The following is a 15634-nucleotide window of genomic DNA, read 5'->3' on the forward strand; positions in this document are numbered from 1 at the left end:
TCCGGCCGCGTGCGTGGTGACGCCCGGCGGGCCGACAAATCCCAAACAGGACAGTCGAGACGTCAGTCAGGCGAGGGGTCAGACCCACCAGCGGCGTCACCACGTCACATCCTCACTGTCAGGCGTGCTTGGCGCGGCTCGCGGCGCGGGCACGCTCCCGCTGGTCGAGCACGACCTTGCGGATGCGAACGGCCTCCGGGGTCACCTCGACGCACTCGTCGTCGCGGCAGAACTCCAGGGACTGCTCCAGCGACAGCTTCCGCGGCGGCACGATCGACTCGGCCACATCCGCCGTGGAGGAGCGCATGTTGGTGAGCTTCTTCTCCTTGGTGATGTTGACGTCCATGTCGTCGGAGCGGGAGTTCTCGCCGACGATCATGCCCTCGTACACCTCGGTGCCGGGCTCCACGAAGAGGACACCGCGCTCCTGAAGGTTCGTCATGGCGAACGCCGTGACGGCACCGGAGCGGTCGGCGACCAGGGAGCCGTTGTTGCGGGTGGTGAGCGTGCCGAACCAGGGCTCGTGGCCCTCGTGGATGGAGTGGGCGATGCCGGTGCCGCGGGTCTGCGTCAGGAACTCCGTACGGAAACCGATCAGACCGCGCGAAGGCACCACGAACTCCATGCGGACCCAGCCCGAGCCGTGGTTGGACATGTTGTCCATACGGCCCTTGCGGACGCCCATGAGCTGCGTGACGGCGCCCATGTGCTCCTCGGGCACGTCGATGGTCATGCGCTCGACCGGCTCGTAGACCTTGCCGTCGACCTCCTTGGTGACCACCTGGGGCTTGCCGACGGTCAGCTCGTACCCCTCGCGGCGCATGGTCTCCACGAGGATCGCCAGCGCCAGCTCGCCGCGGCCCTGCACCTCCCAGGCGTCGGGGCGGTCGGTGTCCAGGACGCGCAGCGACACGTTGCCGATCAGCTCGCGGTCGAGGCGGTCCTTCACCTGGCGGGCGGTGACCTTGCGGTCCTTCACGGCCGCCTTGTTGTCGGCACCCTTGCCGGTGCCGCCGCGGCCGACCAGTGGCGAGGTGTTCGTACCGATGGTCATCGAGATCGCGGGCTCGTCGACCGTGATCAGCGGCAGCGCGACCGGGTTCTCCGGGTCGGCCAGCGTCTCACCGATCATGATCTCCGGGATGCCGGCGACGGCGCAGATGTCCCCCGGGCCGGCCTTCTCGGCGGGCTTGCGGGTGAGCGCCTCGGTCATCATCAGCTCGGAGATGCGCACGTTCTGCACGGAGCCGTCGCGCTTCATCCACGCGACCGTCTGCCCCTTCTTCAGCTCGCCCTGGTGCACCCGCAGCAGCGCGATACGGCCGAGGAAGTTGTCCGCGTCCAGGTTGGTGACGTGGGCCTGAAGGGGGGCGCCCTCGTCGTAGGTGGGGGCGGGGATGTGCTCCAGGATCGTGGAGAAGAACGGCTCCAGCGAGTCGGAGTCCTGCGGGACCGTGCCGTCCTCCGGCTTGGTCAGGGAGGCGACGCCGTCACGGCCGCAGGCGTAGACGATCGGGAACTCGATCTGGTCCTCGTCGGCGTCCAGGTCGAGGAAGAGGTCGTACGTCTCGTTGACGACCTCGTCGATCCGGGAGTCCGGGCGGTCCGTCTTGTTGATGCACAGGATGATCGGCAGCCGCTGCTGGAGCGCCTTGCGCAGCACGAAGCGGGTCTGCGGCAGCGGGCCCTCGGAGGCGTCCACGAGCAGCACGACACCGTCGACCATCGACAGACCGCGTTCGACCTCGCCGCCGAAGTCGGCGTGGCCGGGGGTGTCGATGATGTTGATCGTGATGGGCTCCCCGCCGTCCTTGGGGTGGTACTTCACCGCCGTGTTCTTGGCGAGGATCGTGATGCCCTTCTCACGCTCCAGGTCGTTCGAGTCCATCATGCGGTCGTCGACCGAGTCGAGCTGGTGCGCGGCGAAGGCACCGGCCTGCTTGAGCATGCCGTCGACGATGGTGGTCTTGCCGTGGTCGACGTGGGCGACGATGGCGACGTTGCGGATGTCGTGGCGCGTGGCCATAGAAGGCGTTCTCCCGGAGTGTGAGGATGGCCTGCGCGTATGTGCGTGTGACGCGGGCCCTGCCGGGCTTGACACGCCACGGCCTCACCCCATGGTACGTGCCCTTCGTGGCAAGGGCCCGTTCGGGCCCTTCTTCCGCGATCTTGACGGGGTGCGATGCTGTACGCACAGCGACCGGCCGGCACGCTCCGTCACAGCGTGCCGGCCGGTCGGGGCCGGGGACGGCCTCGGGTCCGGGGTCTGTGCCCCGGACCCCCGCTCAGCTCTTGCTGGGGGACGGGGAGAGCTTCTCTCCCTTCTTGAGGAAGCCCATGTCCTGGAAGACGGGGGTGCGGAACCCGAAGGCGCCCGCGTTCACCAGGTTCTTGCGGGCCGCGACCAGCTGGGGCCGCTGGTACAGCGGGATCGAGCCCGCCGCCGCCCAGATCCGCGAGTCGGCCTTGCGGATCAGATCGCGGGCCTCGTCCTCGTCCAGCGTGCCGATCGCCTGCTCGAACAGCTGGTCGACCTGGTCTGTGCCGACCCGCGTGTAGTTCTGCTCCACGGTCAGCGAGCCGTCGGCGGCCGGGACCGGCTTGGCGTAGATGGGCCGGGCATCGGTGGCCGGGTAGGCGGTTGCGGGCCACGAGTACAGGGCGAGGTCGTACTGGCCGGACGCGATGTGGTCCTTGAAGTAGCTGTTGTCGTCGACCTTGGTGATCTCGGTGCGGATGCCGACCTTCTCCAGCATCCGCGCGATCCGGTCGGCCACCGTGCGCAGCGTCTCCGAGCCGGGGCCGGACGGGACGACGAACTTCAGCGACAGCGCCTTGCCGTCCTTGGCCAGCACCTTCGGCGCGGCACCGGCCGGGGCCGCGGTGCCCTTGGGGGCGTAGGCGCCGGGCGCTCCGCCGCGCAGGCCGTCCTGCGCGAGCTGCCGGGTGCCGTCCTCGCCGTGCCGTCCGTTCGGCTTCTCGTCCTGGCCGTCGCGGGCCGCACCGCCGGTCCGGGCGGCACCGTCCTCGACGGTGTCCGGCCCGCGCCGGGCCTTGCCGTCCTGGCCGACGATGTACGTGCCGTCGTCGCCCTCCGACGCGGAGGCACCGCCCCGGTTGTCTCCGTCGGCACCGGAACCGCCGGCCGCCTTGTCGCCCTTCTTCCCGGCCTTCTCCTCGTCCTTCTTCTCGTCCTTCTTCTCGCTCTTCTCGGCCTCGCCGCCCGCGGCCTTCTCCGCCTTCTCCCCCTTCTTCGGCTCCTCGACCGGGCCGCCCGGCACCCACCCCGCGTCGGCCAGCAGGGCCTGCGCCTCGCCGGTGTCGTGGTCGCCCAGGGCGCCGCTGTTGTCCGCGTAGGCGGCCTGCCCGGACAGGGCGAGGTGGCTGCCGACGGGGACGGCGGGCAGCCCGAGCGGCTTGAGCACCAGCTCGGCGAGTGCCTTGCGGTCCAGGGCGCGGGCCACCGCCCGCCGCACCCGCTCGTCGGCGAGAGGCCCCTCGGAGCCGTTCAGCGCGAGCTGCGTGTAGGCCGGTTCGAACGACTTGCGGACCTCGAACCCGCGCAGCATCGACTCCCGCATGTGCCACTCGGCCATCGCCTTGCGCACCTTCTTCAGGCCGCTCTCGCTGTCGACGGCGTCCTCGTCGAAGCCGTGCGCCGCGCCCCAGTCGCGCAGCACCTCGGTCTCAGACCGTCCCGGGCCGGCGAGCGGGCCCGCGTTGCCGCGCGCGGCGCCGGTGATCCGGCGGGCGTCGACCGCGTCGACCGGGGCCAGGTCCACGGCGCCCTCGGCGAGGGCGTCGACGCGCTTGTCGCGCGGCACGGCGTGCAGGACGATCTTCTCCAGCTTGGCGGGCTCGCCCCACCAGCGCGGATTGCGGGTGAGGACGACGTCCTTGGCCTTGACGTCGACCTGCTTGACGTTGAACGGCCCGGCGGTCACCTTCAGCTTGCGGCGGGCGCCGTCGTTGAAGGAGTCCGGGGTGCCCATGACCTCCTTCGGGTACAGCGGCGAGAACAGCGACCGCCAGTCGGCGTAGGGGCGGCTGAAGGTGACCTTGACCTCCAGGTCGTTGTCGCCGCGCTCCACCTTCTCGATGCGGTCGTAGCCGGCGTTGCGGGCGGTCCAGTAGGCGGAGTCCTTGCCGGACAGGGCGCGCCACTGGGCGGCGAAGTCGGCGGCGCCGATCTCGCGGCCGTCGCTCCAGACGGCCTGCTGGTTCAGCTTGTACAGGACGACCTGCTTGGGCTCGGTCTCGACGACCTTGGCCGATTCCAGATAGTCGGCGTTGCGCTGCGGCCGACCCAGCTCGTCGAGGGTGTACATCGACGGCAGGGTGGCCTGGGCGACGGTGGTGGTGGCGGCGTCCGCGTCGGCCTGGAACGTGTTCAGCGTGTCCGGTACGGCGTCCACGGCCCAGCGCAGCGTGCCGCCGTCGGCGATCTTGCCGCGGGCCGCCTGGGCGATGTCCTGCCCGGCCAGCGGACGGCCCGCCTCGTCCTCGCCGCCGCAGCCTGTCAGAACGGTCACCGCGAGGGCTCCCGCGGTGAGGAACGCGGCCGAGCGCACCACCGCGCGCGGGCCGACACCGACGTGGGACATCTCAGGTACCTCCGGGGAGCCGCGGGCGATATGATCACGTTTGGCGGTATATGGAGTTGATCAGATGTATGCAGATCGATGCCAGCCACTGAAGAGGAAAGGATCCTGCAACGCCGGGCGACACGACGAACACGCTCGGTAAGCCACCCGTGCGGCCCAATCGGCTTCGGCCCGACCCGGAACGACCCGGCCGATCGGCGCACATCCCTTCACAGCGCCATGTGTGACGCGCAACACTCGCTGGCGCATGACCGTTGCACCCGGGGGGCCCGATGGACCCGTGGAAGTGAGGTCACGTCATGTCCGTGCACGACGATCTGACAGCCGTCCAGCGCTGCCTCGACGATCTGATGCGATCGGTGGGACGACTGGAACAGCAACTCGGCAGCGGCGGTCTGGAGATCCGCCGCGTCCGTACCGACGCCGACCATCTGCGCGAGAGCGTCGCCCTGCTGGGGCAGTCGGCCTCCGCACCCGGCGAGCCGCACCGGCCCGACCTCGTCCCCATCCCCGACACGCCGTACGACCCGTCGCTGTGGAAGGACACGGACGACGAGGGTCTCGGCGCCCGCGACCGGCACGCACCCTGACCCCGACCGGAGACCACCGTGGCCACTGGCACGGAACGCACTGGTACGGAACACAAGGACGGACAGCGGGGCGCGGCGGCCCGGCGCGGCGTGCACACGCCGGGCCGCGCCGCGATCGCCGCCCCGCATCTGCGCACCGACCGCTGGTGGTCGGCGCCCGCCGCCACCGTGGCCGGGCTGCTCGCCTTCGTCGTGTACTCGACGTGGCGGGCCTTCGCCGCCGCCGACTACTACGCGGCCCCGTACGTTTCGCCGTTCTACTCGCCCTGCCTCGCGGAGAACTGCGAGGAGATGCGCGGCGGACCGAACTGGGACCTGTTCGGCGGCTGGTGGGGCATCTCCCCCGCGATCATCATCCTGATCTTCCCGCTGGGGTTCCGCCTGACCTGCTACTACTACCGCAAGGCCTACTACCGGGGCTTCTGGGCGTCCCCGCCGGCCTGCGCGGTGGCCGAGCCGCACCGCGCCTACACCGGTGAGACGCGGTTCCCGCTGATCATGCAGAACATCCACCGGTACTTCTTCTACGCGGCGGTCCCCGTCGCCGGGGTGCTCACGTACGACACCGTCCTCGCCTTCCGCGACGAGCACCACGCGTGGGGCCACATGGGGCTCGGCACCCTGGTGTTCCTGGTGAACATCGTGCTGATCTGGGCGTACACCGTGTCCTGCCACTCCTGCCGGCACATCGTCGGCGGCAAGCTCCGGCACTTCTCGAAGCATCCGGTGCGCTACCGGGCGTGGCGGTTCGTCGGCCGGCTCAACGCCCGGCACATGCAGCTGGCGTGGGCGTCCCTGTTCAGCGTCGCGCTCACCGACCTCTATGTCTTCCTCGTCGCGTCCGGTGTCTTCGACGATCCGCGCTTCTTCTAGAGTGAGGGCCTTTTCCTGATGACAGCGGTGGAACGGCAGCAGTGGGACGTCGTGGTCGTCGGCGCGGGCGGCGCGGGTCTGCGCGCGGCGATCGAGGCACGGGAGCGCGGCGCCCGTACGGCGGTGATCTGCAAGTCGCTGTTCGGCAAGGCGCACACCGTGATGGCGGAGGGCGGCATCGCCGCCGCGATGGCCAACGTCAACCCGCACGACACCTGGCAGGTCCACTTCCGGGACACCATGCGCGGCGGGAAGTTCGTCAACCAGTGGCGGATGGCCGAACTGCACGCGCGGGAGGCCCCGGACCGGGTGTGGGAGCTGGAGACCTGGGGCGCGCTGTTCGACCGCACGAAGGACGGGCGGATCGCGCAGCGCAACTTCGGCGGCCACGAGTACCCGCGGCTCGCGCACGTCGGCGACCGCACCGGTCTGGAGCTGATCCGCACCCTCCAGCAGAAGATCGTGGCGCTCCAGCAGGAGGACCACCGCGAGACCGGCGACTACGAGTCGAGGCTGAAGGTCTTCCAGGAGTGCACGGTCACCCGCGTCCTCAAGGACGGCGACCGGGTCGCCGGGGTCTTCGGGTACGAGCGGGAGAGCGGGCGTTTCTTCGTGCTGGAGGCGCCCGCCGTGGTGATCGCCACCGGCGGCATCGGCAAGTCGTTCAAGGTCACCTCGAACTCGTGGGAGTACACCGGCGACGGGCACGCGCTGGCGCTGCTCGCGGGCGCGCCCCTGCTGAACATGGAGTTCGTGCAGTTCCATCCGACGGGCATGGTCTGGCCGCCGTCGGTGAAGGGCATCCTCGTCACCGAGTCGGTGCGCGGCGACGGCGGGGTGCTCCGCAACGCCGAGGGCCGGCGCTTCATGTTCGACTACATCCCCGACGTCTTCCGGGAGAAGTACGCGGAGACCGAGGAGGAGGCCGACCGCTGGTACGACGACCCGGACCACAACCGGCGTCCGCCCGAGCTGCTGCCCCGTGACGAGGTGGCCCGCGCGATCAACGCCGAGGTGAAGGAGGGCCGCGGCTCCCCGCACGGCGGGGTGTTCCTGGACGTGTCGACGCGGATGCCGGCCGAGGTGATCAGACGGCGGCTGCCGTCGATGTACCACCAGTTCAAGGAGCTGGCGGACGTCGACATCACCGCCGAGCCGATGGAGGTCGGCCCGACCTGCCACTACGTGATGGGCGGCATCGCCGTCGACTCCGACACGGCGGCGGCGCGCGGCGTGCCGGGACTGTTCGCGGCCGGTGAGGTGGCGGGCGGGATGCACGGCTCGAACCGGCTGGGCGGCAACTCGCTGTCCGACCTGCTGGTGTTCGGTCGGCGCGCCGGCCGGTACGCCGCCGAGTACGCGGCTGCGGCCCCGCGGGTGCCGGTGGCCGGGGAGCAGGTGGACGCGGCTGCGGCGGAGGCGCTGCGCCCGTTCGCGGCGGGCGGCGCGGAGGCGACCACCGGCGGGGACGCGGGCCCGCCGGAGAACCCGTACACCCTGCACCAGGAACTCCAGCAGACGATGAACGACCTGGTCGGCATCATCCGCCGCGCACCCGAGATGGAGCTGGCGCTGAAGAAGCTGGCCGAGCTGCGGGTACGGGCGCGGCGGGCCGCCGTGGAGGGGCACCGCCAGTTCAACCCGGGCTGGCATCTCGCCCTGGACCTGCGGAACATGCTGCTGGTCAGCGAGTGCGTGGCGCGGGCGGCGCTGGAGCGCACCGAGTCGCGCGGCGGGCACACCCGGGAGGACTTCCCGGCGATGGACCGTGCCTGGCGCAACGTCAACCTGCTGTGCCGGACGGCCGATCAGGCGCCCGGTGACCCGGAGGAGGGCGACGACCCGGCGCGCGGCCGGATCACCCTCGTACGGGAGACCACCGAACCCATCCGCCCGGACCTGCTCGCCCTCTTCGCGAAGGAGGAGCTGGTCAAGTACCTCGCCGACGAGGAGCTGTACGAATGAGCGGCTACGAGGCCCTGTTCAAGGTGTGGCGGGGCGATGCGAGCGGCGGCGACCTGGAGGACTTCCGGGTGGAGGTCAACGACGGCGAGGTGGTGCTGGACATCATCCACCGCATTCAGGCGACCCGGGCGCCGGATCTCGCGGTGCGCTGGAACTGCAAGGCGGGCAAGTGCGGGTCGTGCTCGGCGGAGATCAACGGCCGGCCGCGGCTGATGTGCATGACCCGGATGTCGGTGTTCGCCCGGGAGGAGACGGTGACGGTCACTCCGCTGCGGGCGTTCCCCGTCGTCCGCGACCTGGTCACCGACGTCGGCTTCAACTACGCGAAGGCGCGGGAGGTCCCGGCGTTCGTGCCGCCCGCCGGTGTGGGGCCCGGCGAGTACCGGATGATGCAGGAGGACGTGGACCGCTCGCAGGAGTTCCGCAAGTGCATCGAGTGCTTCCTGTGCCAGAACACCTGCCATGTGGTCCGCGACCACGAGGAGAACAAGCCGGTGTTCGCGGGCCCCAGGTTCCTGATGCGCATCGCGGAGCTCGACATGCATCCGCTGGACGCGGCGGCCGAGACGGGCCGGGACCGCGCGCGCACGGCCCAGGACGAGCACGGCCTCGGCTACTGCAACATCACCAAGTGCTGCACGGAGGTGTGCCCCGAGTCCATCCGGATCACCGACAACGCGCTGATCCCGATGAAGGAGCGGGCCGTGGACCGCAAGTACGACCCGCTGGTGTGGCTGGGCTCGAAGATCGGCCGGCGCCGCCCGCCGGGGTGAGCGGACGGCACCGCCCGCTCACTTCACCCAGCCGGTGCGGTACGCCGTCCAGTCGTCCTCGGTCGCCGCGAAGTCGACGTACAGGGCGACGCCGAAGTTCGCCCGGCCGGCGTCGGTGCGGGACAGGCCGAGGCGCACACCCCGGACGGCGGCGGGCACGGTCTCGGCGCCCGCCCGGTGGCTCGGCGTGTTCTCGTGGTAGAACGGCAGGCCCATCAGCAGGTCGGTGGAGTCCGGGGTGACCTCCAGGGCGAGCGACGTCTGCTGGGCGACGTATCCGCCGTAGGTGCTCTGCCAGAACTGCATCGTGTCGTACGACATCACCGCGATCTGGTCGACGCGGCGCGCGACCTGCCCGAAGAACTCCTGCGACCACCATTTGGGGTGCCCGGTGAACGCGCCGACGACGGAGTGCAGGCCGGGCAGCGGGTCGATCTGGTGGGCGGCCACCGACAGCGGCACGTCGCGTGCGGCGGTCTCGCGGTGCAGCGCGTCGAGCAGGTCGAGGTAGTGGCCGTCGCCGGAGTGCAGCGGCTCCAGGTCGAAATGGGCGCCGTCGAAGCCGGTGTCCAGGACCTGCCGGGTGGTGCGCAGGACGGCAGCCCGGGTCCCGGACAGCTCCAGCCGCATCCCGTCCGGCTTCTCGGTGGCCAGTTCGTCCCCCAGCCAGGCCTGCACCCGCACGCCGGGCAGCGCGCGGTGCACCGCGTCGATGAACCAGCGCGCCCTCGGGCAGCGGTCGGCGGGCAAGGTGCCGTCGTGCTCCATGGGCCCGGTGTGCACGTACAGGTCGCGGATGCCGGTGTCCTTCAGCCGGGCCGCCAGGGCGGTGACGTCGGCGTCCTTCTTGCGGCCGTCCACCCAGGCGTGGCCGAGCCACAGGGCGTCCTTGCCGCGGGTGCGGGTGCCGTCGGCGTAGTCGCCGGTGTAGTTCAGCCGCAGGGCGATCTGAGTGCCGAGGAGCGGCAGCAGGAGGAGCAGAACGAGGGCCGGCACGCAGCGGCGCGTCCAGCGCAGCCGGCGGCGGGGCTTCTTTGTGGCCTCGTCCTCGGCGTGCGGGGCTCCGTCGCTGCCGGTGGTGGCGGCCGGCTCCGGCGCCGTCCCCTCCGTCCGGGTACGGCCGGCTTGCGTCCGCTCGGTCTCCCCTCGTTCGCCCTCCCCCGGTTGCGTGGCGGCGGCTTCCGTACCGGTCCGTTCCATCGGCGTGTCCCCTCCTGTGTGCCGACTTGGGCGCATCCCGCTCGCGCCTCCGCAATCACCGCCATACGCTCCCAAATGTGACGTCCTCCAGGAGCCGGAGCCGCAGCCGCAGGCGCCGTCGTGCCGCGTCCCACATACCCGTGCGGGTCGCGCACGCCGTACTCGGCGCCGCCGCGGGCCTGATGTGGCTGGTGTTGTCGGGGATGACGACGGCGACGGGGCCGTCGGTTGCGATCATGCCGCCCGGGCCCGCGCCGAGCGCCGCGTCGGCAGCCCCGGAGGACGACGAGACCAGCCCCGCCGACCTGGTGCTCCCGGTCGCGGCGGTGGCCACGGCGGGCGTCTTCGCGGGCTACGCGTACCTGCGGCGCAAACGCCGGCACGAGCACGGGTCCGGCCCCCGGCGTCGCCCCCGCGGGCGGCTCGCCGGGCGCGACCGGCGCCGTGCTGCCGTCACGCCCGTACGAACCCGCCCTCGCCGAACTCGACCGGCAGTCCGCCGACGCCCTCGTTTCCGCCGACGACTGCGTGCGTACCGCGCGCGAGGAACTGTCCTTCGCCGCCGGGCGGTTCGACGCGGCGACGCTGGAGCCGTACGAGCGGGCGGTACGGGAGGCGGAGACGGAACTGGCCGTGGCGCTGCGGATGCGGCAGCGGTACGACGAGGGCGTACCGGCGGAGGAGGCGGCGCGGCGCCACGCGCTCGCCGGGATCGTCGGCCGGTGCGCGGAGGCGGGCCGCAGGCTGGACACGGAGGCGGACGGTTTCGACGCGCTGCGGGCTCGGCAGGACGGGACGGCGGCGGCGCTGGAGGTCGCCGAGGCCCGGTTCCGGGAGCTGACGGGCCGTACGGCGCAGGCCGGGGCGACCCTGGCCGGGCTGGGCGAGCGGTGGGCGGCCTCGGCGACGGAGGCTGTCGTGGGCCATCTCGAACAGGCCAAGGACCGGCTGGTGTTCGCCACGCTGCGGCTCAACCGGGCACGGCAGTCGGCCGACTCGGGGAACACGGCCGGCGCCGTGTCCTGCCTGCGGGCGGCGGAGGGCGCGATCGCGCAGGCGGAGGTGTTCGTCGGCGGTGTGGAGCGGCTGGCGGCGGAGCTGGACCGGGCCGGGGAACTGCCGGCGCCTGTGCTGACGGGCGCGGAGGCGGAGCTGGCGGCCGTACGGGCCGTACTGCCGCCCGTGCCGGAGCAGCGGCCCGGGGACGCGGGCGGAGCGGGCGCGATGGCCGGGTCGGTCCCCGCCGAACCGGACGTCCCGGCGCCGGGTGCGGCCGGGATCGCGCCGGACATCGCCGGGGTCGCGCCGGGTGAGCTGCGCTCGAGGGTGCTGCACGCCGACGCGGTGCTGACGTCCGTACGGCAGGAGCTGACCGGGCGGCGGCCGTACGACCCGATGGCCGTGCTGCGGCGCGTCGTGGCGGCGCTCGCCCCGGTCGCGACGGGCCGCTCCGGGGTGCTGCCGGTCGCGGCGCGGCTGGCGGCGGACAGCGCGGTCGGCGCGGCGGAGGACTTCGTCGCGACGCACCGGGGCGCGGTCGGCGCCGGGGCGCGCACCCTGCTGGCGGCGGCACGCGATCTGCTCGCCGGGGACGGCCCGTCCGGCGCGGCGGGCCTGCCGGAGCTGGTGCGCGCCGACGAGCTGGCGAGGCGGGCGAGGGACCTGGCCGAGCAGGACGTACGGCTGCACGGCACACCGTCCGCCGACGCGCCCGCCGAGTCCGACGCGGGCGCGGCGGGCGCCGTGCTCGGCGGGGTGCTGCTGCCGGGCGGCACGCCCCCGGCGTTCGGCGGGCCGGGCACCCGCGCCCGGCTCGGGTGACCGTCAGAACAGGCTGAGCAGGGCCTCCGCCGGGTCCGCGAGCCCCGACTCGCCGTCGGGCAGCGGCAGTTCGAACCACACCGTCTTGCCGCGCGGGGTGCGCCGGGAGCCCCAGGCCGCGGAGAGCAGGCCGACCAGTTGCAGGCCCCGGCCGCCCTCGTCGGTGTCGCGGGCGCGCCGTCTGCGGGGCTGGACCAGGCCGGAGTCCCACACCTCGCACACCAGGGTGCGGTCGAGCAGCAGCCGCAGCCGGATCTCGCCCTCGCCGTGCCGCAGGGCGTTGGTGACGAGTTCGCTGACGAGGAGTTCGGCCGTGTCGACGAGGGGTTCGAGGTCCCAGTGGAGGAGCTGTCCGCGGGCGTACTCGCGGGCGCGGCCCACGCTGCGCGGCTCGCGGGGCAGCGTCCAGTCGCCGACGGAGTCCGCGGGCAGGCCCTGGACGCGGGCCATCAGCAGGGCGATGTCGTCCTCGCCGTGGTGGGTGTCGAGGGTGTTGAGGACGTGGTCGCAGACGTCCTCCAGCGGGCGGGTGGGGTCGGTGAGCGCGCCGACGAACGCCTGGAGGCCCTCGTCCAAGGGGTGGTCGCGGGACTCGACGAGGCCGTCGGTGTAGAGGGCGAGCAGCGCGCCCTCGGGGAGTTCGACCTCGACCTCCTCGAAGGGTTCCCCGCCGACGCCCAGGGGCATGCCGGGCGGCACGTCCAGCATCAGCGCCTGCTCGCCGGGTTCGACGAGGACGGGCGGGAGGTGGCCGGCGTTGGCGAAGGTGCAGCGACGGGTGACGGAGTCGTACACCGCGTACACGCACGTAGCCAGGTACACCTCGGACAGGTCGGCCTCGCGGGGGCGGCGGGCGGCTCTCGTGGCCTGCTGGACGCCGCCGGGGGTGCCGAGGCCGCGGGCGATCTCGTCCAGCGCGGAGAGCACCTCGGCGGGCTCCAGGTCGAGCAGCGCCAGCGTCCGTACGGCGGTGCGGAGTTCGCCCATCGCCACGGCGGCGCGCAGGCCGCGGCCCATGACGTCGCCGACGACCAGGGCGGTGCGGTGGCCGGGCAGTTCGATGACGTCGAACCAGTCGCCGCCGACCTCGCTGGGGCGGCCCGTGGAGGCGTTGCCGGGCAGATAGCGGCAGGCGATGTCCAGGCCGGAGGCGACGGGGTCGCCGGGCGGGAGCAGGGACCGTTGCAGTATCAACGCCCGCTCGTGCTCGCGGCGGTACAGGCGGGCGTTGTCGATACAGACCGCGGCGCGTGCCGCGAGTTCCACGGCGAGGTCACGGTCGCGGTCGCCGAACGGCTCGCTGCCCTTGGTCCGGGCGAACCTGGCGAGCCCCACCACCGTGTCGTGGGCGACCATCGGCACGGCCAGTGTGGACTGGACGAGCCCGCCCTCCTCGCCGGGCACGTACTTCGGGCGGGCCGTGCGCAGGGCGTCCGCGCAGGGCGAGTTGAACGGGTAGTGGTGGACGGCGCCGACCGCGACGGCCTCGCCGGAGCCGCCGCGGAACGGTGCGTCGGAGACGGCGCTGGCGAAGGCGACCCGGCGCAGCTCGGCGCTGCCGTCGGCGAGGCCGGGCGGGGTCTCGTCACCGGCGAGGAGACCCTGGTACAGGTCGACGGTGGCCAGGTCGCAGAAGCCGGGGACGACGACGTCGAGGAGTTCGCGGGCGGTGGTCTCCAGGTCGAGGGAGTTGCCGATGCGCGCCCCGGCCTCGTTGAGCAGGGCGAGGTTGCGGCGGGCGGCGGCGGCCTCGCGGGCGGCGGCTCGGCGGGCGGTGATGTCCGTGCCGAGCCAGGCGATGCCGATGGGCCGTCCGGAACCGCTGTGCACGCGGTAGAGGTTGATCGACCAGTGGCGGCGCTCGTCGGAGCCCGGGACATGGCCGGTGATGTGCATGTCGGTGATGGACTCGCCGGTCCCCAGGACGCGGCGCAAGGTGGCGGAGACCCGTTCGGCCTCGGCACGGGACAGATAGTCGTGGACGCCCTTGCCTCGGTGGTCGTCGGGGGTGCCGCCGAAGACGGACGCGAACCGCTGATTGACGCGGCGCACCTTCAGCTCGGTGTCGATCAGCACGAACGCGAAGGGGGATTGACCGAAAATCGCCTGCGAGGCGGCGAGGTCGGTCTCGATGCTGCGCAGGGTGTGGACGTCGACGACGATGCACACCGCGGCCTTCTCGCCGCCCTTGTTGCGGGTCGGCATGACGTACACCTCGGCGAGCCCGTCCTCGCCGCGCACCCCGTCCTCCGGGTCGGGCACCCGGAAGGGGATGACGCCGGTCCACTCGCGGCCGTCGAGGATCTCGGCCATCCTGCGCCGGCCGTCGTCCCGCAGGTCGGGGTCGATGAACACCTCGACGGGGTCCATGCCGACGGCCCGCTCGGCGGGGATGCCGAAGATCTGCTCGGCGCGCAGGCTCCACTGATCCACGAGCCCGTCGGGTCCGATGGAGAAGGACGCGGCCTTGATGTAGTCGTAGATGGAGCCGGGCGGGCTGCTCTGCCAGAGGGCATCGCCCGGTCGTCCGCTGCCGCAGTCCATGGCCGCCGCCGCGCGGGCGAGGGCCTCGGTGGCGTCCGCCGCGAATCCGCCACCTGCCGTGGCACCCGCGGCCGTGGTCCTCGCGCCGTCCGACGGGTCCTCGGACTCCGTGGCCTTCGCTGGTATCTCGCTCACGCGAACCGTCCCCTCCAGCTCACCGCGTCCGGCACCGGTCACCGGGGGCGGCTGCCCGCAGTATCCAGCACTACGGCGCCGCACAACACGGTGTTCACGATCACAGCACGGTCCAGGTGTTTTCCGGCCCGTCCTGCGCGAACACTTCCAGTCTTCTAACCAGGGGACACGTCATCGAATCACGGCTTCCGGCATCGGTCTTCCGGGGCGGCCCGGGTTCATCGGGGGACCGTGAGTTCGAACCACACGGTCTTGCCGTTGTCGCCGGGCCGGGTGCCCCAGCGGCGGGCGGCGGACGCCAGCAGTTGCAGGCCCCGGCCGCTCTCGTCCTCCGGGCGGGCCGAGCGCTCGCGCGGGGGGTCGGGGAGGGGGTCGGACACCTCGACGCGGAGGACGGCGGTGCCGTCCGCTTCGCCGACGGTGCCGTCGGATCTCGTCAGGCGGACGACTATGGGGCCTGTCGCGTGCCGCAGAGCGTTGGTGACGAGTTCGCTCACGAGGAGGGCGGCTATGTCGCCGAGGCCTTCCAGCTGCCAGGCCGTCAGCCGGTCCCGTACGGCGGCACGGGCGCGGCGGGCGGCGGTGGCCTCCGCGGGGAAGGTCCACTCGGCGCAGTCGCCTTCGGTGTCGATCACGCCGATCACTTCCCAGGCCAGCGGGGAATACGCCCTGCCCTTTTTCTCAGGGTTACTGGTGACATACCCGGTATGCCCCACGGGTTACCGTCCCGGCCGGCCCGGCGCCGCGCCCTGCGCAGTTCCCCGCGGCGCCTTTGTGTGGCGGGGCCATCGTTTCCACCGGGCGCCCGGTGGGGGGCGTTCGCGCAGTTCCCCGCGGCGCCTTTGTCTGGCGGGGCCATCAGTTCCACCGGGCGCCCGGTGGGGGCTGGTCGCGCAGTTCCCCGCGCCCCCTTCGTTTGGCGGGGCCATCGTCTTCACCTGCGGGCCGGTGGGGGCTGGTCGCGCAGTTCCCCGCGCCCCCTTCGTTTGGCGGGGCCATCGTCTTCACCTGCGGGCCGGTGGGGGCTGGTCGCGCAGTTCCCCGCGCCCCTGATGCCTGCGGCGGCCCGCTGGTGTGAGTGCGTGGCTGGTGTAGCGCCAGCCGTTCGGTGGGTGGGACGGGGGCGCGC

General features: G+C 72.4%; 11 protein-coding genes. 5 read left to right on the plus strand and 6 right to left on the minus strand.

The genetic code is table 11. The features are described from left to right. Nucleotides 1–118: 118 nt before the first annotated feature. On the minus strand, nucleotides 119–2026 hold the full coding sequence (typA, locus tag MTQ10_RS17925; RefSeq protein ID WP_247469270.1) for a translational GTPase TypA: 1908 nt from the start codon (nucleotides 2024–2026) through the stop codon (nucleotides 119–121). A 259-nt stretch (nucleotides 2027–2285) separates the two neighbouring features. After that, on the minus strand, nucleotides 2286–4604 hold the full coding sequence (locus tag MTQ10_RS17930) for an ABC transporter family substrate-binding protein (protein ID WP_247469272.1): 2319 nt from the start codon (nucleotides 4602–4604) through the stop codon (nucleotides 2286–2288). A gap of 299 nt (nucleotides 4605–4903) precedes the next feature. On the opposite strand from MTQ10_RS17930, the gene MTQ10_RS17935 reads away from it, so the two are divergent. The 4 genes from MTQ10_RS17935 to MTQ10_RS17950 are packed head-to-tail and all read left to right on the plus strand — an operon-like array spanning nucleotide 4904 to nucleotide 8805. Beyond that, the gene (locus MTQ10_RS17935; protein WP_247469274.1) at nucleotides 4904–5194 is read left to right on the plus strand and encodes a hypothetical protein; all 291 of its coding nucleotides are present in this window, start codon (nucleotides 4904–4906) and stop codon (nucleotides 5192–5194) included. 18 nt (nucleotides 5195–5212) lie between these two features. Continuing rightward, entirely contained in the window at nucleotides 5213–6067 is an 855-nt protein-coding gene (locus MTQ10_RS17940; RefSeq protein ID WP_247469276.1) for a hypothetical protein, read from the plus strand. An 18-nt stretch (nucleotides 6068–6085) separates the two neighbouring features. Next, nucleotides 6086–8032, plus strand: a complete 1947-nt coding sequence (locus MTQ10_RS17945) for a fumarate reductase/succinate dehydrogenase flavoprotein subunit (RefSeq protein WP_247469277.1) — start codon at nucleotides 6086–6088, stop codon at nucleotides 8030–8032. Then, a complete protein-coding gene (locus tag MTQ10_RS17950) occupies nucleotides 8029–8805 on the plus strand; it encodes a succinate dehydrogenase/fumarate reductase iron-sulfur subunit (protein ID WP_247469279.1) in 777 nt (258 codons plus the stop codon). The genes MTQ10_RS17945 and MTQ10_RS17950 overlap by 4 nt, the downstream gene beginning before the upstream one ends. 18 nt (nucleotides 8806–8823) lie before the next feature. Here the strand turns inward: MTQ10_RS17950 and MTQ10_RS17955 are convergent, their stop codons facing one another. Beyond that, entirely contained in the window at nucleotides 8824–10005 is a 1182-nt protein-coding gene (locus MTQ10_RS17955; protein ID WP_247469280.1) for a hypothetical protein, read from the minus strand. Nucleotides 10006–10060: 55 nt separating this feature from the next. After that, the gene (locus tag MTQ10_RS17960; RefSeq protein WP_247469282.1) at nucleotides 10061–10339 is read right to left on the minus strand and encodes a hypothetical protein; all 279 of its coding nucleotides are present in this window, start codon (nucleotides 10337–10339) and stop codon (nucleotides 10061–10063) included. A gap of 110 nt (nucleotides 10340–10449) precedes the next feature. Here MTQ10_RS17960 and MTQ10_RS31300 point away from each other — a divergent pair, with 110 nt between their 5' ends. Continuing rightward, entirely contained in the window at nucleotides 10450–11826 is a 1377-nt protein-coding gene (locus tag MTQ10_RS31300) for a hypothetical protein (protein WP_282612300.1), read from the plus strand. Nucleotides 11827–11829: 3 nt separating this feature from the next. On the opposite strand, the gene MTQ10_RS17970 is transcribed toward MTQ10_RS31300, so the two are convergent. Both MTQ10_RS17970 and MTQ10_RS17975 read right to left on the minus strand, forming a co-directional pair. Continuing rightward, the gene (locus MTQ10_RS17970; RefSeq protein WP_247469294.1) at nucleotides 11830–14505 is read right to left on the minus strand and encodes a SpoIIE family protein phosphatase; all 2676 of its coding nucleotides are present in this window, start codon (nucleotides 14503–14505) and stop codon (nucleotides 11830–11832) included. A 218-nt stretch (nucleotides 14506–14723) separates the two neighbouring features. Continuing rightward, nucleotides 14724–15149: an ATP-binding protein gene (locus tag MTQ10_RS17975; RefSeq protein ID WP_247469296.1), complete on the minus strand. Its 426-nt coding sequence runs from the start codon at nucleotides 15147–15149 to the stop codon at nucleotides 14724–14726. Between the last annotated feature and the right edge of the window lie 485 nt (nucleotides 15150–15634).

Source organism: Streptomyces sp. XM83C (genome assembly GCF_023072675.1).
In the GTDB taxonomy this organism is placed as follows: domain Bacteria; phylum Actinomycetota; class Actinomycetes; order Streptomycetales; family Streptomycetaceae; genus Streptomyces; species Streptomyces thermocoprophilus.